Annotated in this window: 17 protein-coding genes and 1 pseudogene; 2 read left to right on the forward strand and 16 right to left on the reverse strand. The window is 61.0% G+C overall.

Annotated features, from left to right (window positions below):
* Both NF876_RS25755 and NF876_RS25760 read left to right on the forward strand, forming a co-directional pair.
* Positions 1 to 595, forward strand: a pseudogene (locus NF876_RS25755) (hypothetical protein); the annotation flags it as partial.
* A gap of 156 nt (positions 596 to 751) precedes the next feature.
* Complete coding sequence (locus NF876_RS25760) at positions 752 to 2,104, forward strand: NAD(P)/FAD-dependent oxidoreductase (RefSeq protein WP_262266448.1); 1,353 nt, start codon at positions 752 to 754, stop codon at positions 2,102 to 2,104.
* 772 nt (positions 2,105 to 2,876) lie between these two features.
* Here the strand turns inward: NF876_RS25760 and NF876_RS25765 are convergent.
* The 16 genes from NF876_RS25765 to NF876_RS43930 form a co-directional block, all read right to left on the reverse strand.
* Positions 2,877 to 3,170 (reverse strand): glycerophosphodiester phosphodiesterase family protein, encoded by a 294-nt coding sequence (locus NF876_RS25765; protein ID WP_262266447.1) that lies wholly within the window; start codon positions 3,168 to 3,170, stop codon positions 2,877 to 2,879.
* Positions 3,171 to 3,268: 98 nt separating this feature from the next.
* Positions 3,269 to 4,381 carry a zinc-binding dehydrogenase gene (locus NF876_RS25770; RefSeq protein WP_262271239.1) on the reverse strand — a complete coding sequence of 371 codons (1,113 nt, stop codon included), beginning with the start codon at positions 4,379 to 4,381 and terminating at the stop codon, positions 3,269 to 3,271.
* An 82-nt stretch (positions 4,382 to 4,463) separates the two neighbouring features.
* Positions 4,464 to 5,939: a xylulokinase gene (gene xylB, locus NF876_RS25775; RefSeq protein WP_262266445.1), complete on the reverse strand. Its 1,476-nt coding sequence runs from the start codon at positions 5,937 to 5,939 to the stop codon at positions 4,464 to 4,466.
* A gap of 50 nt (positions 5,940 to 5,989) precedes the next feature.
* On the reverse strand, positions 5,990 to 7,474 hold the full coding sequence (locus NF876_RS25780) for a mannitol dehydrogenase family protein (RefSeq protein ID WP_262266444.1): 1,485 nt from the start codon (positions 7,472 to 7,474) through the stop codon (positions 5,990 to 5,992).
* Between the two features lie 44 nt (positions 7,475 to 7,518).
* Entirely contained in the window at positions 7,519 to 8,244 is a 726-nt protein-coding gene (locus NF876_RS25785) for an SDR family oxidoreductase (RefSeq protein WP_262266443.1), read from the reverse strand.
* 124 nt (positions 8,245 to 8,368) lie between these two features.
* Positions 8,369 to 9,436 carry an ABC transporter ATP-binding protein gene (locus tag NF876_RS25790; protein WP_262271240.1) on the reverse strand — a complete coding sequence of 356 codons (1,068 nt, stop codon included), beginning with the start codon at positions 9,434 to 9,436 and terminating at the stop codon, positions 8,369 to 8,371.
* 11 nt (positions 9,437 to 9,447) lie between these two features.
* The gene (locus tag NF876_RS25795; RefSeq protein ID WP_262265580.1) at positions 9,448 to 10,491 is read right to left on the reverse strand and encodes an NAD(P)-dependent alcohol dehydrogenase; all 1,044 of its coding nucleotides are present in this window, start codon (positions 10,489 to 10,491) and stop codon (positions 9,448 to 9,450) included.
* Positions 10,492 to 10,502: 11 nt separating this feature from the next.
* Positions 10,503 to 10,709, reverse strand: coding sequence for a DUF2160 family membrane protein (locus NF876_RS25800; protein ID WP_262265581.1), 207 nt, complete (start codon positions 10,707 to 10,709; stop codon positions 10,503 to 10,505).
* 3 nt (positions 10,710 to 10,712) lie between these two features.
* Positions 10,713 to 11,567 (reverse strand): carbohydrate ABC transporter permease, encoded by an 855-nt coding sequence (locus NF876_RS25805; RefSeq protein ID WP_373371160.1) that lies wholly within the window; start codon positions 11,565 to 11,567, stop codon positions 10,713 to 10,715.
* On the reverse strand, positions 11,564 to 12,445 hold the full coding sequence (locus tag NF876_RS25810; RefSeq protein WP_262265582.1) for a carbohydrate ABC transporter permease: 882 nt from the start codon (positions 12,443 to 12,445) through the stop codon (positions 11,564 to 11,566). Before NF876_RS25810 ends, NF876_RS25805 begins: the two co-directional genes overlap by 4 nt.
* Positions 12,446 to 12,546: 101 nt before the next feature.
* Positions 12,547 to 13,977 carry an ABC transporter substrate-binding protein gene (locus tag NF876_RS25815; RefSeq protein ID WP_262265583.1) on the reverse strand — a complete coding sequence of 477 codons (1,431 nt, stop codon included), beginning with the start codon at positions 13,975 to 13,977 and terminating at the stop codon, positions 12,547 to 12,549.
* Positions 13,978 to 14,165: 188 nt separating this feature from the next.
* Positions 14,166 to 15,167, reverse strand: a complete 1,002-nt coding sequence (locus tag NF876_RS25820) for an AraC family transcriptional regulator (protein WP_262265584.1) — start codon at positions 15,165 to 15,167, stop codon at positions 14,166 to 14,168.
* A 149-nt stretch (positions 15,168 to 15,316) separates the two neighbouring features.
* Positions 15,317 to 16,969, reverse strand: coding sequence for a GMC family oxidoreductase (locus tag NF876_RS25825; RefSeq protein ID WP_262265600.1), 1,653 nt, complete (start codon positions 16,967 to 16,969; stop codon positions 15,317 to 15,319).
* 1,564 nt (positions 16,970 to 18,533) lie between these two features.
* On the reverse strand, positions 18,534 to 19,295 hold the full coding sequence (locus NF876_RS43545; protein ID WP_373371161.1) for a helix-turn-helix domain-containing protein: 762 nt from the start codon (positions 19,293 to 19,295) through the stop codon (positions 18,534 to 18,536).
* A gap of 406 nt (positions 19,296 to 19,701) precedes the next feature.
* A complete protein-coding gene (locus NF876_RS43925) occupies positions 19,702 to 20,304 on the reverse strand; it encodes a hypothetical protein (protein ID WP_262265585.1) in 603 nt (200 codons plus the stop codon).
* A complete protein-coding gene (locus NF876_RS43930) occupies positions 20,301 to 20,867 on the reverse strand; it encodes a kelch repeat-containing protein (RefSeq protein WP_262265586.1) in 567 nt (188 codons plus the stop codon). The genes NF876_RS43925 and NF876_RS43930 overlap by 4 nt, the downstream gene beginning before the upstream one ends.
* Positions 20,868 to 21,008: the final 141 nt, after the last annotated feature.

Genomic DNA, 21,008 nt, shown 5'->3' on the forward strand with positions numbered 1-21,008 from the left:
GTGCGGCATGGGCAATGTCGCCATCTTGTCCAATGTCTTTGCGGCCGACTGCAATCTGACGGACAGAAGCCGCATCAAGGTTCTCGCCCATTATCAGCATCTCGGAGCATGGCGGCGCCCGGCCGAGGCGCGATCGGGATCGGCGCCGAGAGTCTGGATCGATGATGAGGAGGTCGGCGACGTCTTCGGCAGGTTCCGTGGTGTGAAGTTGACGCCGGAGCCGGTTATCGACATCTCCGGAGCGAGCGGCGTGCCGATGATCCTCGCACTCGCGCAAGGTCGCTCATGGGCCGGCCATGTTCCAGGCCCCTACGGCTTGCCGGGAGGCTATCCAGTTCACTTGGCCGACGGTGCGCTGGTTCTCAACCTGCCGCCGTCCGTGTCTCGGGATGAAGCCATCGCCTGGAACGCCCGCTTCGAGGAAGAGAACGGCCTCGTGGTCGGTGCGGACCGGCATGCACGCTACACGGGCGTCCTGCGCGAACGTCTAGCGCAGCATTCCCCAGCGCTGGCGGAAGGCTTCGATGTGGCGGATCTCGAAGATGTTCACGGCGCGATGCAGGAGTTGCGCGAGCGCCTGCAGCGGCAAGGCTGAGTGTGGCCTTCCACGCGGCTTGCGTCACGCAGCGCTTTCAGAGATTCGGCACGACACATCCATCACGGCATGTCATTCATGAGTTCATCCTCACCCTCCATCGCTCCATCCGATCGCTCCTGGTGGCTTGATGAGGCCTTAAGGAGCGAGGGCAACATGCCTGCTGCTGCTCCGCTCGAAGGAGAATGCGCGGCTGATGTCGCCATCGTCGGTGGCGGGTTCGCCGGTCTTTGGACGGCGCTCACGCTCAAGAACCGTCGCCCGGACCTTTCCGTCGTCCTGATCGAGGCGTCGATCTGCGGTTCCGGCGCGAGCGGCAAGAACGGTGGCAAGGTCCACGGCTACTGGTCGTCGCTGGGCAATGCCGTTCAGGTGCTCGGACAGGATGGCGCTCGTGCGATCGCCGAGGCTGGCGATTGGGCGCAGCAAGGTATTCGGACATTTGCCTCCGAATGCAATCGCGACATCTGGTGGCGCGAAGGAGGAAACCTCGTGGTCGCCACCACCTCCCAGCAGGAGGAGAAGATCGCAAGCGTCACACAGCGAGCCTGCGAACTGGGCGCCGAAGAGCACGTGAAGGTCCTGTCTGAGAAAGAGGTTCAGGCGCGCTGCGCGTCTCCGGTATTCCGCCGAGGCATTTTCTATCCCGATGCAGCGACGGTGCATCCAGCCCGCTTGGCACGCGCCCTCCGGCAGGCAGTCCTCAACAGCGGTGTCTCTCTTTTCGAGAACTCGCCGATGCTGGGCGTCGATCCGGGGAAGCCATGCCGGATCGAGACTTCTCGCGGCCACATTGTCGCTCGCGAGGTCGTGCTCGCGACTAATACGGCGCTCAGCGCTCGGCCGGAAATAAGGCCGCACCTCAGCATCTTTTCGAGCTATGTCGTCATGAGCGAGCCTGCGCCGGAACAACTGGCTTCCATGAATTGGATAGGCAATGAAGGACTTGCCGATCTGCGCATGTTCTTGCACTACTTTCGCAAGACAGAAGACGACCGAGTTCTGATGGGATCCGGGTCCGGACCAGTCGGCTACGGCGATAATGCAAAGGCGCGACATCTCACCCATGATAGGGCGAGCATTAGACGGGCAGAGGCTGGGCTTCGTCGGCTACTTCCTGAGTTGCGGGATGTGCCGCTGGCCCGCGCATGGGGCGGAGCGATTGATGTTTCCGCCGACCGCCTTCCCTTCTTCAAGACCGTACCCAATACGCGCATTCACTATGCCTGCGGCTTCTCAGGCCATGGTGTGAACGCCACCTATATTGCCGGGCAATGCCTCGCATCGCTGGTCCTCAACGAGAGGGACCGCTGGTCAACGCTGCCATTCTGCACGCGCTCGCTGCCGCGGCTGCCGCCTGAACCGTTCCGCTTTACCGGCGCCAGCGCCATTCGCTCCGCCATTCTCGCTTGCGAAGAGGCCGACGAGCAGAATCTCCATGCTCCAGCCGTCGCGCGGGCAGTCGCCAAACTTCCGAAGATCTTTGGCCTCAGGATTGGCATTCGATAAGACACTCTCTAGGATTACGTGCCAGTTATGCAACGTTGGGAAGAGCCTCTGCGACAACCCCTGACTGCATACTCAGGGCAGTCTGGGGCCATAGCATGCAAGTGAAGCAGCAGTAAGTATTATTCTCGAACCTGGAGCACCCTGTCGCGTATGCAAGCGTTTAAGCGTTCCTGCAAGGGTCCGGTTTGGGTCAAACTGAGCCGTTGGGCTTGGCCTTGTGAAGGTCAGCTTACTCTATGGCTACGGAAGTTCCGTCTACTTCCACCTCGTGCCATTAGGAGACCTTCCAAGTTCACGCCGCCGTTCAGGATAGCCAACCCGGCAAGTTCGCCCGGAAAAGATCGCGAACCGAGATTCTCAATACTCTCGCTGTTTGATGACGCCAGTCACAAGCTCGACCTCGTTCGTCCATATTCCTGTCGAGTAGTCAGTGGGCAGCTATGCGGGATCTTCAGGCGTATCAATACCTTCAGAGCCCCCTCCTCGATGTGGCTCAGGGGCGAAGACCTCGCTGTTGACTTGGCCTATCCTCTCTAAGAAGCGGTCTGGCCAGCCCTAATGCCATGGCGAGATATTGATGGGGACGAGAACGACCATGTTTCGGCCGCCTCCCGGCACTTAACGTACAAAGTAGGTCTTGAGCGAACCGCGCGAGACCATTCGTACTTCCAGCAATCGGCGCCGCGCCTCGGCCATAGGCTCATCACCGCCGGGGAACAGGAGACGTACACGCCGCTCCGAAAGCAGTCTGTCAATGGCCGGCGCGAGTTTCTCACCCGAAGCGACCCGGCTTTTGACGCTGATCAGAGACCTGCGAGTGGGGAAGACCTAATCCAGTGATGATATCAGACCGATGCCCCTCCCCGGAAAGCAAAGGCTCTTCCATCCTGTAGCCGTAGCCGAGGCCGAGCGTCCTAAGCTCCGCCATGGAGTGCTCACAGGTGACGCCGCTGCCGTTGGCACGACGGTCCAGCACCCAGTCGTGAAAGACTGTACACCGGCCATCGACGGTGAAGTGGACGTCGACCTCGACAATATCTGCACTTGCCTCGAAGCTAGCTTGCATGGAGGGCTGTGGAGAGAGGCCAAACCGAGACAGCGGAGCGGCGACCTGACGAGCCGCTCATGCCGGCAAGCCCGAGAGCCTGAAAACCTGTCGCACATTCATCCCTTGCTGCTCCGCGCTTCCATCAGGACCTTGATGCTGTCGAGCGAGTTCGCCACCGCGATGGCCTGATCCCATTCGTCCAGACGGTAGCGGTGAGTGACGATCCCTTTCGAGGTGACCAATCCGCGAGAAAGCAGGTTGATGGCGATGGGATAGCAGTAGGGTCCAAGATGGGCTCCCCGAATATCGAGCTCCTTGCGATCACCGATGATCGACCAATCGATCGTCGCGGGTGCGCCGAAAACGGAGAACTCGACGAAACGGCCAAGCTTGCGTATGAGATTGAGGCCCTGCTCGACCCCGCTTGGCGAGCCGGTTGCCTCGATGTAGACATCACAGCCATAGCCCTCAGTCAGAGAATGGACAATCGCTAGGGCGTCCTGCTTGCGCGGGTTGATGATCACATCCGCACCGAACAACTTCGCGAGTTCAAGCCGCTCGTCGACCATATCGATGACAATGAGCTGTTTCGGTGTCTTGAGCTTCGCCACCTGAACCATCATAAGGCCGATGGGACCGGATCCTGCGATGACCACGACATCGTCGAGTTGAATATCGCCCCGATTAACCGTGTGGATCGCACACGACAACGGCTCGATGATCGCCGCGTCGTCGGCCGAGATTCCATCGTCGATCTTGTGCACGCGGGCGGTCCGCGGAATGCGCATGTATTCGGCCATCCCTCCGTCGGCGACAACCCGCTGGAAGCCGAAAATATTGTGGACTTCGCACATCCAGTACTTCCCGGACCGGCAGAAGCGGCATTGATCGCATGGCACGATCTGCTCCGCGATGACCCGATCGCCCGCTCCGATCCCGAAATGCTCTGCCGCCCCTGGCCCCAGCTCGTCCACATGCCCGTAGAATTCGTGCCCGGGAATGACCGGCGGCTTCACATAGGGATTGCTCCCGCCCCAGAACATCTTGGCGCCGGACCAGCACTTGCAGTCGCTGGCGCATATTCCGCAGGAAGCGATGCGCAGAACCATCTCACGCTCTCCCGGCACGGGACGTTCCACCTGTTCGACGCGGTAATCCTCTGGGCCGTGACAGACGATCGCAGTCATTCTCCGATTGGAGCGCTGAGCAGTTCCTTCATTGATTGTCATGAATTCAACTCCCGTCCCTGTCCTTGTTGTCGGAATTGATGCGCAATGAGACCAAATCGTTTGTGCGTCGCCGGCACCTCTCTCAGGATAAGGACGCCGCGAAAGACGACTTCAGGTCCGAGTAGAGTTGGCGGAACAGCTCACGCCGAGGTGCAAGAGCCTCCGTCAGTTCCGGCTCTGGATCGATCACATGGGATACGGGCGGCGGAGGGCAGGCTTCATCCAAACTGGCTCCGGAGACCGCAATCCTCTCAAGCCGCGCGGCTCCGAGAGCTGGCCCGACCTCGCCACCGTGATGGTAGGTGAGTGGCCGCTGGAGCGCGGCCGCCAGGATTCTCCCCCACAGCTTCGAGCGCGCACTGCCGCCAATGACGGACAGGCCGCCGATCTTGCCGCCGCTGGCCTCAAGGACATCGAGGCCGTCGGCCAGCGCGAAGGCCACGCCTTCGAGAGCAGCGCGACCCAGATCGGCCCGCGTCGTCGCTCCATCAAGGCCGAATATCACGCCGGAAGCGGCCGGATCGTTGTGAGGCGTCCTCTCGCCGCTGAGATACGGCAGAAAGACGAGACGGCTCTTCGTCGCCGTCGCAAGACCCGCGGTCTCCGTCTCCGCCAGAAGTGACGCTTCCTCCGCCGCGCCGGACAGGCGGGCGGCGAATGACAACGTGGCGGCGGCCGACAGGATCACGGCCATCCGGTGCCACATGCCCGGAACGCAGTGGCAGAAGGCATGGACCGCCCGCTCCGGATCCATCTTCACGGCCTTGTCGGCGACAAAGATTACGCCCGATGTGCCGAGGGAGACGAAGGCCATGTCGGGATGCACGACGCCGATTCCGACGGCTCCCGCGGCATTGTCGCCTCCTCCTCCGGCGATGGGGATGCCGGGCCGCATTCCGAACAAGGCGGCGGCTTCTGGCGAGAGCCGTCCCGCAATCTCGGTTCCTTCCACGAGGCGTGGCATGTGCCGCTCATCGAGGCCGGTTGCCACGAGCATGGCGGGCGACCATTGCCGCCGTCCAACATCAAGCCAGAGAGTGCCGGCCGCGTCCGACATCTCGCTGACAGCCTCACCCGTGAGCTTCAGGTGCAGCCAGTCCTTCGGCAACAGAACCCGCGCGGTCTGTCTGAAGATATCCGGCTCGTGCTTGGCCACCCAGACGAGCTTCGGCGCGGTGAAACCGGGCATCGCCAGATTGCCGGCGATCGCGCGGCTCTCCGGCTCCCGCTGCTCCAGTTCACTGCACTCCGTCCCGGCCCGACCGTCGTTCCACAGAATCGCGGGTCGGAGCACGTGCCCGCGCTCGTCGAGCAGAACCGCTCCATGCATCTGCCCGGACAGCCCGATCCCCGACACTCCGTGGACGGAATGGCGCTCCCTCAGGGCGGCCACGGCGATCAGAGTGGCGTTCCACCAGGCCTGCGGGTCCTGTTCGGACCAGAGCGGTCGCGGCCGCGACAGCGTGAGCGGGGCCGCGGCTTCGCCGACGAGTGTGCCGCCCTCATCGAGAAGGATGACCTTGACGCTGGAGGTGCCTAAATCGATTCCCAAATACATCGGCGGTCATCCCCTATGCGGTCGCTCGCAGCTTCCCCGGTCGGCTCCAGTCAGGCGAGATCGCCGCTCAGATAGCGCTGCAGCGTCGCCCGCGTTCCATCGCGCCACAGGCTGTCAAGCGCGGTGGCAAAGCGCGCGCGGAAGAGCTGTGAATCGGCGATGTCGCCGAAGATGTCGCGCAAGGCCAGGAAGGCGCCCGGATCGTCCTTCGCCGCAAGCGCCGCCGGTGTCAGACGCTCCGCGTTCGGATCATCGAGCAGGAACGCCTCGCCCGTCTCGCACCTGCCCGCGCAATAGCGGCACCAGAGGGCGGATTCCAGGGCTAGTCCCGCCACATCCGCGCCGGACCTCAGCCGATCGCGGGTCGAGGGCAGGATAAATTTGGGCTGACGGTTGGAGCCGTCCTGCGCCAGGCGCGGAATCGTGTCGCCCACATCTGGATTGGCGAAGCGGTTCGCAATGAGAAGATAGTAATCGGCCAGATCGATGCCCGGCACCGGCGGCACTTGCGGGATGATCTCGTCCGTCTCGAGCTTGTCGAGAAAGCCGCGCACCAGCGGATCGGCCATCGCCTCGTGCACGAAATGGATTCCGAGCAGCCCGGCCGGATAGGCAATCGCCGCGTGGCCGCCGTTGAGGATGCGCAGCTTCATCAGTTCGAAGGCCGCCACCTGCGGCGTGAAGGTGACACCGACCTCCTCGAGTGCAGGCCGTCCGGCGGGGAAGTGGTCTTCGAGCGCCCATTGCCGGAACGGCTCGCAGAACACGGGCCAGTTGTCCGCGATGCCGAAGCGTTCCTCCAGGAGGGTCCGCTCCCGATCGGTGGTGGCAGGGGTGATCCGGTCCACCATGCTGCTGGGGAACGCCACGGCCTCGCGCACATAAGCGGCAAGAGACCGATCGACGAGGTCGGCCAAGCCCGCAACCGCCTCCATGGTAACGCGGCCGTTATGGAGGATGTTGTCGCAGGACATGATCGTGAAGGGAGCGAGCGCCCGGTCGCGGCGGCGCTTCAACGCGGCCAGCAGAACACCGAACACGCCTCGGGGCATATCCATGTGAGCGGCATCATACCGGATCTCCGGATGATCGAGATTGAAGGCGCTAGTCGCGGGATCAATGCAATAGCCGCCTTCCGTGACGGTAAGCGACACGATTCGGATCGCCGGATCGTCGAGGCGCGCGACAATGGCCTGGCCGTCGTCGCTCACCGGCACGAAATCGATCATGGAACCGGAGATGCGGGCGCGATTGGCCCCGGGCTCCAGCTCCACCACCGTGGTGAGCCAATCCTGCCGCTCGAGCGCCTGCCGCATGGCGGCATCGCTCTGCCGCACGCCGGCACCGATGATGGCCCAGTCGTGGTCCCTGCCCCGGTTGAGCAGGTCGTCGAGGTACATCGCCTGATGGGCGCGATGGAAGTTTCCGACGCCGATGTGAAGGATTCCCGCCCGCAGCCGCCCATGGTCATAGCGTGGCCAAGCAACGGCCTCCGGAAGGAATGCGAGATTTGCAAGGGATACGGAATGAGCCATGTGCCCTGAACCTGCCGAAGACCTCTGCCGACTATCCCTTGGGACTAATTGATCATGAAGCCGCCGTCGATTGGCATCGCCAGGCCGTTCAGCATCGCGGCCCTGTCGCTCAGTAGGTAGAGGATCACCTCCGCGACATCTTCGGGATCGGCAAAGCGCCCGAGAGGAATGCGGGAGAGCATCCGGGCGGACTTATTGGGATCGCTCCAGGCCTTCGTCGCCATGGGCGTGAGGGTAACCGTCGGGTTGATAGCATTCACCCGGATCCGGTGACGCCCCAGTTCATTGGCCATCACGCGCGTCAGGGCATCGAGCGCACCCTTCGAAGCGCAATAGGCTGCATGATCGGCGAACCCAATAAGGGACGAGACCGATGAGACGTTGACGATCGCCCCCGGCAGGCCGCGGCTCACGCGGTCCCGTGCATATTCCTGAGCGACGATCATGGGAGCCCGAGTGTTGACCGCATATATCCAATCGAACGTCTCCGTTGTGACGTCGAGGAAGGGATCGAGCGCGGTCGTTCCCGCGCAATTCACCAGGTAGTCGACCGGCACCGCGGCCTGCGCGGCCTCCCGTGTCGCCACCGCATCAGCCAGATCAACGACGATCGAGCGGCAGCCGATCTCTCCCTCAAGACTGTCGAGATCCTCCCTGGTGCGGGTCATCGCCACGACCTGCGCGCCACGCTCGGCAAGGAGTTTCGCCGTCGAGCGGCCAATTCCCTTGCCCGCCCCTGTTACGAGGACCCTCTTGCCCTGGAATTCCATTGATCGTTCCTCCAAGCGCCATCTGCAGAAAGGGTGATATCCATCGTCAGGCACCCCGTCCCTGTCGCAGGCAGCGAATCCGAACCTCTCCGGACCCACCCCGGTTTCATCATCGCGGCGCCCCTCAGGCCAATCTCTGCCCGGACGCCTTGTCGAACAGGTGCACCCTTTCCGGATCCAACCGGACCTCGAGGCGCGCGCCCGGCTGCAGCGCGATCCGCTCCCGGAAAGCACCGACGAGCGGATTGTCGCCGAGTCTCATGAAGGCTTGCGTCTCCGAGCCCGTGGGCTCGATCACAGACACATGCGCGGCATGGCCGGCTCCCAGGGAGATGTGCTCTGGGCGAATGCCATAGACGACCCTCTGTCCGTCGCGAAGCACTCCCGGTGAAACCAATACCGGAAGGGCGATGCCGTCCTCCGTCGTCACAACGGGCCCGCCATTCACTATCGAGACCTGCCCTTCGATGAAATTCATCGCCGGTGAGCCGATGAAGCCGGCCACGAAGAGATTGGCCGGGCGGTCATAGAGCTCGAGCGGGGCACCGACCTGCTCGACCACGCCATCGTGCATCACGACGATCTTGTCGGCCATGGTCATGGCCTCGATCTGGTCGTGGGTGACGTAGATCGTGGTGGTCTTCAGGCGCTGGTGCAGGGCCTTGATCTCGGTGCGCATGGCCACCCGCAGCTTGGCGTCGAGGTTGGAGAGCGGCTCGTCGAAGAGGAATACCTGCGGGTCGCGCACGATGGCCCGGCCCATGGCGACGCGCTGGCGCTGGCCGCCGGAGAGCTGGCGCGGGTAGCGGTCGAGGAGCTTGCCGAGGCCGAGGATCTCGGCCGCGCGGTCGACCCGCGACTTGATCTCGCTCTTGGGGGCGCGCTTGAGCTTGAGCGAGAAGGCCATGTTGTCGGCCACCGTCATGTGCGGGTAGAGCGCGTAGTTCTGGAACACCATGGCGATGTCGCGCTCTTTGGGCGGCACGTCGTTGACCACCTTCGGGCCGATGCGCAGCTCGCCCCCGGAGATGTTCTCCAGCCCGGCGATCATGCGCAGCAGGGTCGACTTGCCGCAGCCGGACGGACCGACCAGGATCACGAACTCCCCATTCTGGACGTCCACCGAAACACCGTGGATCACCTCCGCGGAGCCATAACGCTTTCTGACATTGCTGATGGTGACTGGCGCCATGATCTTTCCCGTTAGGCCTCGTCCTGCATGTTAATCTGAATCTTGACCTCCCCCTTTGGCGCGGAAGCAGCATACTCGAAGGCCTCGACGCTTTTGGAGAAGGGGAAGGTGCGGGTGATGAGCGGGCTGACGTCGATGGAGCCCGATGCCAGCATGGCGATGCAGCGTGGGAACACATGGGCATAGCGGAACACGTGCTCGACGCGGGCTTCCTTGACCTGGGCCTTGGCGACGTCGTAGGCAATAGGCTCCAGCGGAATGCCCACATAGACGATGCAGCCGCCGGGTCGGAGCGGATCGAACACGTCGGCGGCAGCCTTCTCGTTGCCGGAGCATTCGAACACGAGATCGACGCCCCACCCATCCGTCTCAGCCTTCACCACTTCGTTCAGATTGCGGGCGCGCACATTAACGGGAGTGACAGCTCCCAGCGTACCGGCAAGCTTGAGCTTGTCGTCGTCAACATCGGTCACGATCACGCGGGCGCATCCGGCCGCCAGCGCGGCAAGCACTGTCACAAGGCCGATGGGACCCGCGCCGGTCACCACGGCTATATCCCCCGGCTTCACCTGGGCCTTCGTCGCGGCGTGGACACCGACGGCCAGCGGCTCTACCATCGCGGCGGCCTCGAACGAAACGTTGTCCGGCAGCTTGAACGAGAAGTCCGCCGGATGGACGACGCTGGGGCGCAGGACCCCGTGCACCGGAGGCGTGGCCCAGAACCGGACGGCAGGATCGAGATTGTAGAGCCCGAGGCGCGCGGCGCGGCTGGTGGGCTCTGGAATCCCCGGCTCCATGCAGACCCGATCGCCGACCTTAAGCTCACGGACATCGGACCCGACCTCGGTGACAATGCCGGCGGCCTCGTGGCCGAGAACCATCGGCTCGCGCACCACGAAAGGCCCGATGGCCCCATGCGTGTAGTAATGAACATCGCTGCCACAGACGCCGACCACTTTCAACTGGATCCGCACGTCGCGGGGGCCGAGTTGCTCCTCGACGATATGGTCGCGGAGAGAGAGCCTCCCCTTCTCCTCTAAAACGAGTGCTTGCATCGGGAATCCTCCTACCCTCGCGCGACGATGATCGCCCCGATGATCAGCGACAGAACGGTCGCCACACCGAGCGGAAGAGCGGCCTCAACGAAGCGCATCCAGAATAAATGCAGAGCCACGAATATAAGCACCGCAATGAAGACGCGATCGAACGCATTCGTCTCGATCGGAAGGAAACCAGGGCGTTCCACGACAGCTTGCTCGGTCTCGTCGGCCATTCGCTACTCCTTCACCGCACCGAAGGTTAGCCCCGCCACAATATGACGCTGCGCCATGCCGAGCACCAGAAGAGCCGGCACGAGGGTCAGCATCGCAGTGGCGGCCATTCGTCCCCAGTTCGTCCCCGTGACGGTGACGAACTCGGCAAGGCCCGTCGTGATCGTGCGCGCATTCACGCTAGTCAGCGTTGCCGCGAACAGATACTCGTTCCAAGCGAAGACCCAGGTGAGAATGCCGGTCACGGCCAATCCGGGCTTTGCGAGCGGCAGAATGACCTTGGTCAGCACCTGCCAGGTGTTGGCTCCGTCCACGAAAGCAGCCTCGTCCAGCTCCTTGGGAATGCCGTCTACGACCCCGCGCAGCGTCCAGATCGCGAACGGGAGGTTGAAGACGCAGTACAGGAAGATCAAGCCGATCCGTGTATCGAACAGTTTGACATCCGCGACCACGAACACCTGCGTATAGAGAAGAAACAGCGGCAGCAGGAACACGGCCGGCGGTGCCATGCGGTTCGTGATGGTCCAGAAGAACAGGTTCTCCTTTCCCGGCAGCTTGAACCGGGAGAGAGCGTAGGTCGCGAGCAGAGCCAGAGTTGTCACGAGCAGCGCATTCGAGGTGGCGATCACGATGGAGTTGATCATGTAGCGCTGGAAGGCCGGGTCGCTCAGGGTGCTCGTGTAGTTCTCGGTGAAGAAGCTCGATATCAGGAAGCTCGGGCTCCCAAAGAGCTGCACGCGGCTCTTGGCCGAGACTGCGAACATCCAGTAGATCGGTAGGAGCGTGATCAGGCTCGCGATGATCCAGAACAGGATTGAACCGAGCGATGCAGGCGCTCTCTTGCCAAGATGACGCATCATTCTGCCCTCTTCAAATCACGTCTTGCGACCAGACCCGCATAGAGAAACCAGCACATGACGATGGTCAGATAGAGTGTGATGAGAGACATGGCCGACCCATAGCCATAATCGGTCTTTGGAAAGACGACCCGCCAGATGTGGAGCCCGATATAGCGGGTGGCCGCCCCCGGCCCGCCACCGGTCAGCATCCAGACTTCGTCGACCGTGCGGAGCGCATCCATCATTCGGATGAACACGGTAGCGAGGATGGCAGGCTTCAGGAGAGGCAGCGTGATGTGCCAGAAGATCTGAAAGCGATTTGCGCCATCAATCTGGGCCTGCTCGAAGGGCTCCTTCGGCAGGGACGATAGGGCGGCGAGGAGCGTCAATGTGACGAGCGGCGTCCAGTGCCACACGTCCATGACCACGGTGGTGAAGAAGGCCTGGTCGATGTAGCGGCTAATGTTAAATTCATAGCCGAGCCAGCGGTTGAGATAATACGGCAGCGGCCCGAGACCGGGAACCGTGAGAAGCCGCCAGGTGGCGCCGACGGCGATGGGGGCGATGACGAGCGGCAGCGTATGGATGGTGCGGAAAAGGCCCTTTCCGGGAAAGTCGCGCATGAATAGCTGCGCCAGGAAATAGCCGAGGACGATCTCGGTCACCACGGCGAAGAACGCGAACTTGAGCGTGAGCCACAGGGAATAGAGAAACTGATCATCGAAGACGAGACGCCGGAAGTTCTCGGCCCATGCAAATTGCATGTCGGGGTTGGCCGCGAAGCTGTTCCACTGCATGAATCCGATCACGAGCACGTAGAGGAACGGAACGACGCCGAAGACAAATAGGATGAGGAGGGTCGGCGCGAGAAAAAGCCATCCCACCGAATTCGAACGCATGGAGTGCTCCTGCAAACCGGTCGCTGCCGTTCGGGACGTCCGGGGTTAAATGGCCACCGCACCAAGGCGCGGTGGCCCGTTCGGCCTAACGAAAGAAGGCGTCACTTGCGATAGCCGAGAGTCTTCAGCTCGGCGTCGGCGGCTGCGGCGGCCTTGTCGAGAGCCTCGTCCGGCTTCAGCTCGCCCGTGATCGCCTGGTAGATGAAGGGGGCGATCGCCTCGCGGACCTGGTTGTGGAACGGGAACGCGGGAGCGCCGCGGAAGAGAGGTCCTTTGTCGCGCATGAGCGTGTAGTACCCGTCGACCTTCTTGTCCTGCTCCTTGACCTTCGGATCGTCATAGGTCGCTTTGTGGGTAATGCGGGATCCGGCAAGCGCCCAGTCGGCCTGCACCGATTCCTGGCCGATATATTCCAGCCAGAGAAGAGCAGCCTTCTTGTTCTTGGAGGAATGAGGAATGCCGAAGGCGCCCCCATCGTAGTAGCCGATATATCCCGCGCCGGAGGCCGCCTGGTCGAGGACGCCGGGCTCGACCGGCGGAAGCGCAACGCCGACCTTCCCAACCACGTTCGACTTCTTGCTGTCCGTGGCGATCCAGGCTGCGTTCTCGCCATAGACCAGACCTTGCGCGACGCGTCCTGCTGCGAAGGTTGCCGCCACCTCATCCCAGGTGCTCGAGGTCGATTCCGGCGGCGCATAGGCAAGATTGCCGATCCACCAGGAGAAACCCACCTTGGCCTCCGGGCTGTTCAGGCGCCCGCCATTGGCAACCGATGCGGCATAGGTCTTGGTATCGATGCCCCAGTTGTAGACGCCGAAGGTCGGAAAGACGCTTTCGACCAGTTCATAAACGGAGGCAGGATGACCCGAGGCCGCCTGTACGGTCGTCCCCCAAAGCTCCTGCCCGTTGGCCTTGCCCCATTCGGTGAAGAATTGGGCAATCTGGCGATACTCCTTGTGATCCTTCGCGGGCGCCAGGTCGGTACCGTATTTGGCCTTGTAGGCCTCCTTGATCTTCGGGTCCTCGAACAGGTCCTTGCGATAGAGATAGACCTTGACGAAGGCCTCCATCGGCACGCCGAACAGGTCGCCCTTGTCGTTCTTGAAGTTGTCGACGAAGCTCGTGAACTTTGACACGTCGAAATCAGGCGATTTGAGATTGGGGTTCTCGTTAAGCGCCTGCGTGACATCGACCAGGAAATTGCGGGCGAGATAGCTGTAGATGATGTCCTGCTCGATATAGACGAAGTCATAGATACCGGTATTGGCCTCCATGTCCTTAATCGCCTTGTCGTACATCTGGTCCCAGGACGTGGCCTCGAACTCGACCTTGATGCCGGTGGCCTTGGTGAAAGCTGGGCCGAGAACATCCTTGGCGTAGTTGGACGGTGGCGTGCTCTCGGAAATGCCCCGAATGGTCGTTCCCTGCAGGCCTTTGGCGGCATCCGACCAGAAATCGGCAAAGGCTGGCGACGTGCTCGCCAGCAATGCCGCGGTAAGTGTAGAGGCAACCAGACTCTTGATGTGGTACATCGCTTTTCCTCCCTACCTTGACCCCAAGCCAATGGGTTGGCGTTGCTTGGAGTCTAATTGTGCGGCGCCTCTTCCTGGAGGCAAACCACGTGTTCTTTCGCAGACGCTGGGCGAGCGAGGCAGAACGGAGCGCTCCTATTCATCTCGCGGGCGGCATCCGGACGCTTCGCGCGACTTCCATGAGAAGTTTATGGAGCGGTCGCGAAGGCTTCCACGCCTCCGTTAATCGCGGTCTGTACTTTTTTATCCTTTCTCTCGTGACTTCCGTATGTGGCCGGCACGAAAGACCGCCCCTGCATCGGGGGAGACGTCGACGTCGTGCAGCGATGCGCCGTCCTGCGATAGGCGCTTGGCGTCTGACCACAGAACTTCACGAACTGGCGGTTGAAGTTCGCGATGTTGTTGAATCCCACATCGAAACAGATTTCAGTGACTGATCTGTCCGTTTGGGCCAGGAGCGTGCAGGCCGAGTAGATGCGGGTTTGGTTGACGAACTTCGCGAAGGTATGACCCGTCTGCTTCTTGAAGAAGCGCGAGAATGCACTGGGATCCATGCCGCAAAGCTGGGCAACCGTCGTCAGATGAATGTCGGAAAAATAGTTGCTGTGGATATAGTTGATCGCGCGCTCCGCCTTCTCCGACGGGCGGGAAGGAGTGGTTGCAGCTGGCGCACGATGCGACAGGATTTTCCGCTCGGACGGATTTTTGGCTAATATTGCGAGCAGGTCCAGGAATAGGATCATCCGCTGAGCACCCTGCGCGCGGCCGATCTGCCGAAGAATGGATGCGCCTTTCCGCGCGGTCTCGCCCGAAAACAGAAGCCCGAAAGCGGCCTCGGCCAGGAGAACCTGAATCTCTTCGAACTCGGGAAAATTGCCGCAGATCCGGTCGGCGCATTCGGGACTGAACTGAACCAGCATGTCCCTGTCGGGTATGGTGAGGCTGCCCGTGTCGCTCAGCCAGTTGTGAGGCAGGTTCGGTCCCGTCAGGACAAGGCACTCGGGCTCGAAGGGACCGACATAATCGCCGATCATCATGGTCCCGGATGAGTTCTGGATCAGATGCAGTTCATATTCGACGTGATAGTGCCACTTCGCCAGATGGTGGGGGTAATCATGGACGTTCCATCGAAACGACGCCGATGGTGGAAATACGATAACCTCATACACGGGAACTGATTTACGTTCCATTGCGCCGCCCTCCATATGGTGTAGCAGGCTGTTTCCTCGCATGGCCGCTCTTCGGCGGCTCTTGTTCCACGCCTCCTTTGGAGGGTCGCGGCTAACACTTCAGAACGAGCAAGTCGGCCAGTTAAAAGCCTTCCCGGCTCTCCCTTCTTCTAAGATAGAGTTTCATAAGGCCGTTTCTCGATGGGGTGATGGCTTGGCGCCGCGACGAACTCGGCCGCGCGATGACCGAGCATCAGGGCGGCCGCGTTGGTGTTAGCCGATGGGAGGAACGGTATGGCGGAGCAATCGATCACCCGTAGGCCATCGACACCTCGCACGCGCATCTGACTATCGAGCACGGCCATCGTGTCGCCATCGGGTCCCATGCGGGCAGTGCCGGACGGGTGATAATTGGTTTTGACGGTCCTGCCGCAGTAATCGACGAGCGCCTTGTCGCTTGCGATGCTGCTGCCGGGAAGAAGCTCCCGGGCGATCTTGAAATTGATCGGCTTTGTGGCGAGCAGCTGCCGGGCGACATGGAGCGAGGCGACCGTCAGGCGCAGATCGTCGGCGTGGCCGAAGAAGTTCGCGTCGATCAGCGGCTGATCGGACGGATCTGCGCTGCGCAGACGGACGCTTCCCCTCGCCTTCGGCCGGAGCAGGCACGAGGTGAGCGTGACGCCGTGCGTTGGCTTCGCGTCCGAGACATCGCGGTCTAGGTAGACAATGGGGGCGCAATAGAGCTGAATGGTGGGCCTCTCGCCGCCGTCAGGATCGTAGAACAGGCAGGATTCGATCCCTGTCGTCGTGACCGGGCCGGTGCCGAACAGGATGTATTGCAGGCCGTTTCGGACCATGCGCCAGCCCTTGTCCTGTCCGAAATAGCCGCTCGGCCGGTTCGTGGATGCGATGACGGGCACCTCATGATGGTCCTGCAGATTGGCCCCGACTCCCGGAAGTTCGGCCACGACGCGAAGACCGTGTTCCCTCAGATGATCCGCCGGACCGATGCCCGACAGCATGAGGAGTTTCGCCGTGTTATAGGTGCCGGCAGCGACCAGCACCTCCCGGTCGGCATGGGCGCGCAATGTCTGTCCGTGCTGACGGTATTCCACACCGACCGCCTGTCCATCCTCGATGACAATCTTAGTGACGAGCGCGTCGGTCGCCACTGTCAGGCGGGGATCGTCGAACACCTGAGACAGGAACGCCGACACGGCATCGCAGCGCACCATCCGGCCAGCACTGTTCCGGCCCATCGTGTGCTGCATCACGCCGACGCCGGATTGTCGGCGGCCATTGAAATCCGGATTGTAGGGATGGCCCATTTCCTGAGCCGCAAGGATGAAATCCTGCGTAAGGTCGCAAAGATTGCCCGGGTCGGAGACAAGAAGATCCCCATCGATCCCGTGATAGGCGTTGTTGAACTTGGTGTTGCGCTCCAGCGCCTTAAAGTGCGGAAGCAAATCCGCGTAGGACCAGCCCGAGCCTGCACCGAGATAGGTATCCCAGGCGTCGTAATCCTCCTGCTGGCCGCGCATGTAGACCATGGCGTTGACAGCGCTGCCGCCGCCCAGAACCTTGGCCTGGGGCACGATCGGTGCGCGCCCTCCCAGACGCTCCTGCGGCAGGGTTCGGTGCATTTCGAGAAAGTCGTCGCGGGCAAGGTATTTCATGTAGCCTGCGGGCATGCGCATTATCGAAGCCGTTCTGGCCGCTCCCCGCTCGATCAGAAGCACACGGCAGCCGAAATCACGAACGAGCCGCGTCGCAGCCACGCAGGCGGAGGAGCCTCCCCCGGCAATAATGAAATCGTACCCCATTACTTGACCTGAAGGCGCCATGAGGCTCCCACTCTTCCCCTCCCCTCCCCATGGAAGGCTGGTCGGAAAGCCTACGATGAGGATTGGCGGTCGACTACAGCCACAACTGCATTTGATCTGTACTTTTTTGACCGAAATAGGACTTTAAAGTATATGCAGGGCCTGTGAGCCAACGAAAGGCCATGGTCCTGAGGCAGACCAGCGCGGACTATTGCTCATGCACAGGAACCCGGGTGGCGCGACTACGCCTCTGTTAGGTACTCTGGAAGCCCGCATGCAGAATTTCTGCCTGAACAAAGTTGCAGCAGCAAGCTTCGTCGCGCACATGCTTGACGGACTAACCCCAGTGACTGCGGATCACCGTTCGCTCCTGAGAGAGTCAGGAACGAAGACAGGTGCAAAAAATCAGGCGAGCGCATCAAGGGCAGTCACCACACCCTGTTAGGTGTCATTCGGCTCCGAACTGGCACCCCGGTGTTGATAAGGCGCAACCTCATGAGCGGATTAGTTTTGTGGTCAGAACAGGAGGGTCACAATAGGCGCCGATCGTGACCCCTTTACCACTGCCATTTGTCGTGAGTATTCAGGAGTTTGCGCATGTTCTTGAAGGGGTCAGGAGTTTCACGCCGATTTACACTCTAGCCGGCCAGAGCGTTGCTAAGGGGCTTGGGCATCAACTTAGTTGATGCCTCACTCTCAGCCACTTCCAGGAGCACAACCATTGCTCAGAGGGAACCGGCGTGTTTGGAGACCTACCTTCATCAGGCTGGCGGTACTGGGCCACTTGGGCCTTAATCATCCTGATTGGTTTGCGGGGCTTGCTGTTCTACGAGACTCTGCGTTTCAAGTGACCAGATAGCTTGCGAGTACCGCCACTCGAGGAGGCGACGATGGGCTCTGGCAATCTCCCACGGCCAGGCTGGCCCACATGGGTGGCGTGGGCTTTAATCGTCGCAATAGGGCTAATTGGGCTGTTCCTCCTCGTGATCTTGCTGATCTAAAGTGCTCTCGATCGCACCAGGTTCAGCCGAACTCTGTTAGCCTCAATTGACCAAATGGCGTTCCTGAGGTTCACTTGACCTCCGTGACCAAGAGTGTGCCATGCCAGCGACCTGTCCAAAGTGCGAAGAACCACTGCTGAGCGTGAAGTGCTACAGCGTCGATATCGAAAGTTCGGGTGCCCTCCAGAGTGGTACGGTCTATGCGTGCCCTACATGCTCTTCGGCTATCACCATCTCGCTAGGAGCGCCTCCTATTGTAGCTGGAACGGTCGTTGAAACCATTGCGGACGTAGCAGTGAACCCGAACGACGCGCTTCCAAACTAGTCCCAACAGACAAGCCTACCTTGGCACCCTCTCCATGCCGACCCAAAGGGGGCCGATCATCTTAGCAATCCAAACCACTCAGCGATGCTCTTTTCCACGAGAAGATTGTTGCTCATCTCGACGATGGTCACGCGATTGTCGCGGGTGAAGGTCTGGCGTCTGGAAGGCAGAAGATAAGATGAACGTTTAGACAGATCGACATTCAGAGCAGGTTCACTCCCTAAGGCGCAATCTCAGATCATCGCCTTGGGAGGTAACATGTTGAAGAAAGTGGTCTTGGCTCTGGCCCTCTCTGCCGGTGGATTTGCATCCCAGTCGGCATCCGCAAGCCCGATAACGAACCCCGCAGTGATCCCTGATGCGTCCGGGACCTCGGTGCAGCACATCCAGTACTATGACCCGCCGCGTTATGAGCGTCGGTACGAAGGTCCGCCGCAACGCGGCTACGATCGCCCGTACTGGCGTCGCGGCTACGGCCCGCCGCCCTGGACGCGGCCTTGGTGGCGTCGTGATTATGAGCGGCCATACTGGGAACAACGTGAGTCCTATGACCGTGGCTGGTGATAAGGCCGTTGAAGGGGCGAGCAGCCCATTGTGATCTCTCACAGTGGGTTGCGTCTAAAGCTAATGCCCTCCGCCTGAAACACCGCAAGCGCGATTTGAAGGGTTGAACAGCAAAGAACTCGGCATAAGTCACCTTGCCGCTCTCCTTTCTGAGGAGATCCGTCCGAATACCGCCCGAGTTCAAGTTCTCCGTGACGTAGGCGATCGCCATCTGGCGCACATGCGGCCCCAACCCACGATTGGAAGGCCGTCCGCGGGCCCGGTGACGCAAGCCAGCCGCACCATGCTCGGTAAACTGCCGGGCCAGTCGATGGGCCTGGCGCCGGGGGATCCCCATCAGGCCATCCGCTGCGGTCATCGTCAGGCGGCCTGCCAACAGCGATGCCAGCACCTCAGCGCGGCGAAGCTCCCTTTCGCTCATCTCGACCCAGCCCATGCCACACTCCCATGCCCGTCGGTCCAGGGGAGTGTGACATTCCTAGCTTGCTACGGTGGGACATTTTAACTTTGCGGCTACAAGGCAGTCGCGCTGAACAAACATTATGGAACTAGCTATGGTCTCTAAGCCGGTGCCAAGCGTAGTTCCATAAAACCTGATTACATGGCGCAGCGGCTGAGATCACAACCGTCCAATTGTCTGGTTATTGCTAACAGGCGCGCTATCCAAGCGAGGCTGGCCGCGTTCTGATGTTGCTTCTCATAAAAGCCGAAGTGCTTGCGCCTTCGCCCCTGTTAATGACCGTCACTGCAAGTCTGGACCAAACAAGAAAACGCCGGGCCAGGGGCTCGGCGAAAGCAGCGATCCGAACAGGCATCAGCCTAGTCATGGAGCCGAAGGCTATCTAGTTTTCGATCGTGACAGCTTCTCCGTCCCACTTCAGCAAGAACGCCTCTGGCCGAGCGGCGCCTCGTTCATCTTCCCCACCGACGATCAACACTCCGTCAGGTGTACTGAATGACGCGCCATAGGCGAGTCCAATCGGGAGTTGGCCGACTTGGGTCCACACTGCCCCGTTCCAGACATAAATTTCTTTGCGCCAAGCCTTGCTAAGTCCCTCATGAGCAAACCAGCGTCCAGCTTCAGCACGGGCGCGAGCCCCTGCGAAGTTCGCGCCGCCGGCCACAAGCACGTCGGCTCCAACAGCGCCAGCATGTGGGCCGGCTATCCCTTCCTGAAGGACTTCTGGCGAGGGGGCGGGCAGATCTGGGAGTTGCTCCCATTCGACATTGTCGCGAGTGATCTTGATCGCTTTGGTGTTAGGGGTGCGTAGCCCGGGTTTGATCTCGCCACTGATCATCAGGAAGGCGCCCTCACCTGTCTGTACAAGGCCGGAGTCGCAGTTCGGCAGGAATGGATTATCGCCAAGTTCGCTCCAACGATCACCGGCAGGATCAAACGCAAGCAGTTTGTCGTTCCATCGGTATGCCCCGGGTTGCATGCTCATGTAAGAGCTGACCAGACGCCCGTTTCCTGCGGACTCTTATTCTTATCGATAGAACTCACATCAGCCAAATACTTGTCGAAGAGCTCTTTGTTGTATCCTCCGACAATGGCGATACTGCCGTCAGGGATGCTGAATGCCCTTGCACCCGACAGTCCCACTGGGGTCTTTGTATCAACGCTGGCCCATTTGTCAGCGACTGGGTCATACCGGTAGACGGTATCGAAGATGATCGGAGACTTGGCATCTGGGGTTGGTTTGCCATGGCCGCTGAAGACGAAGATCTGCCCGTTCGAGGTCGCGACCGCTGCGCCATTCGTGGCAGGCCCTGGGAAGGCAGACCGCGTCACCCAACCTTTTGCACGATCCTTAAGATCGAGCGAGTAGAAGGCTGTTCCAGCTGAGCCTAGACCGACATAAATCGTATCGGCGATATGAGCGAAGATCCCGTTCTTCACCCCGACCGGAAGATCTGGCCAATCAGATCCTGCCACCGCGACGTTCACGGAAAGACCGATGGCGACGGCGCTGCCGGCCAGCGATCTTGTGAGAGCTTTCGAAGTCATGGGCCTCCCTCCTGTTTTTCTGTGGTGAAAGTCTGGCGAACGGTCTTCTTGCGAAGAAGATCGTAAAATTGCGGGGTCTACCCTGCAAAAATCCTGCTTGTACTCGGGACGGCTGCGGGATCGCAGGTCGAGATTGTCTTC

This window comes from Microvirga yunnanensis, from assembly GCF_025460875.1.

Bases quoted from the DNA above. Each gene is read 5' to 3' on its own strand.
- NF876_RS25760 (WP_262266448.1), top strand. From the start codon at position 752: ATGCCTGCTGCTGCTCCGCTCGAAGGAGAATGCGCGGCTGATGTCGCC.
- NF876_RS25765 (WP_262266447.1), bottom strand. From the start codon at position 3,170: ATGCAAGCTAGCTTCGAGGCAAGTGCAGATATTGTCGAGGTCGACGTC.
- NF876_RS25770 (WP_262271239.1), bottom strand. From the start codon at position 4,381: ATGACAATCAATGAAGGAACTGCTCAGCGCTCCAATCGGAGAATGACT.
- xylB (WP_262266445.1), bottom strand. From the start codon at position 5,939: ATGTATTTGGGAATCGATTTAGGCACCTCCAGCGTCAAGGTCATCCTT.
- NF876_RS25780 (WP_262266444.1), bottom strand. From the start codon at position 7,474: ATGGCTCATTCCGTATCCCTTGCAAATCTCGCATTCCTTCCGGAGGCC.
- NF876_RS25785 (WP_262266443.1), bottom strand. From the start codon at position 8,244: ATGGAATTCCAGGGCAAGAGGGTCCTCGTAACAGGGGCGGGCAAGGGA.
- NF876_RS25790 (WP_262271240.1), bottom strand. From the start codon at position 9,436: ATGGCGCCAGTCACCATCAGCAATGTCAGAAAGCGTTATGGCTCCGCG.
- NF876_RS25795 (WP_262265580.1), bottom strand. From the start codon at position 10,491: ATGCAAGCACTCGTTTTAGAGGAGAAGGGGAGGCTCTCTCTCCGCGAC.
- NF876_RS25800 (WP_262265581.1), bottom strand. From the start codon at position 10,709: ATGGCCGACGAGACCGAGCAAGCTGTCGTGGAACGCCCTGGTTTCCTT.
- NF876_RS25805 (WP_373371160.1), bottom strand. From the start codon at position 11,567: ATGATGCGTCATCTTGGCAAGAGAGCGCCTGCATCGCTCGGTTCAATC.
- NF876_RS25810 (WP_262265582.1), bottom strand. From the start codon at position 12,445: ATGCGTTCGAATTCGGTGGGATGGCTTTTTCTCGCGCCGACCCTCCTC.
- NF876_RS25815 (WP_262265583.1), bottom strand. From the start codon at position 13,977: ATGTACCACATCAAGAGTCTGGTTGCCTCTACACTTACCGCGGCATTG.
- NF876_RS25820 (WP_262265584.1), bottom strand. From the start codon at position 15,167: ATGGAACGTAAATCAGTTCCCGTGTATGAGGTTATCGTATTTCCACCA.
- NF876_RS25825 (WP_262265600.1), bottom strand. From the start codon at position 16,969: ATGGGGTACGATTTCATTATTGCCGGGGGAGGCTCCTCCGCCTGCGTG.
- NF876_RS43545 (WP_373371161.1), bottom strand. From the start codon at position 19,295: ATGGGCTGGGTCGAGATGAGCGAAAGGGAGCTTCGCCGCGCTGAGGTG.
- NF876_RS43925 (WP_262265585.1), bottom strand. From the start codon at position 20,304: ATGAGCATGCAACCCGGGGCATACCGATGGAACGACAAACTGCTTGCG.
- NF876_RS43930 (WP_262265586.1), bottom strand. From the start codon at position 20,867: ATGACTTCGAAAGCTCTCACAAGATCGCTGGCCGGCAGCGCCGTCGCC.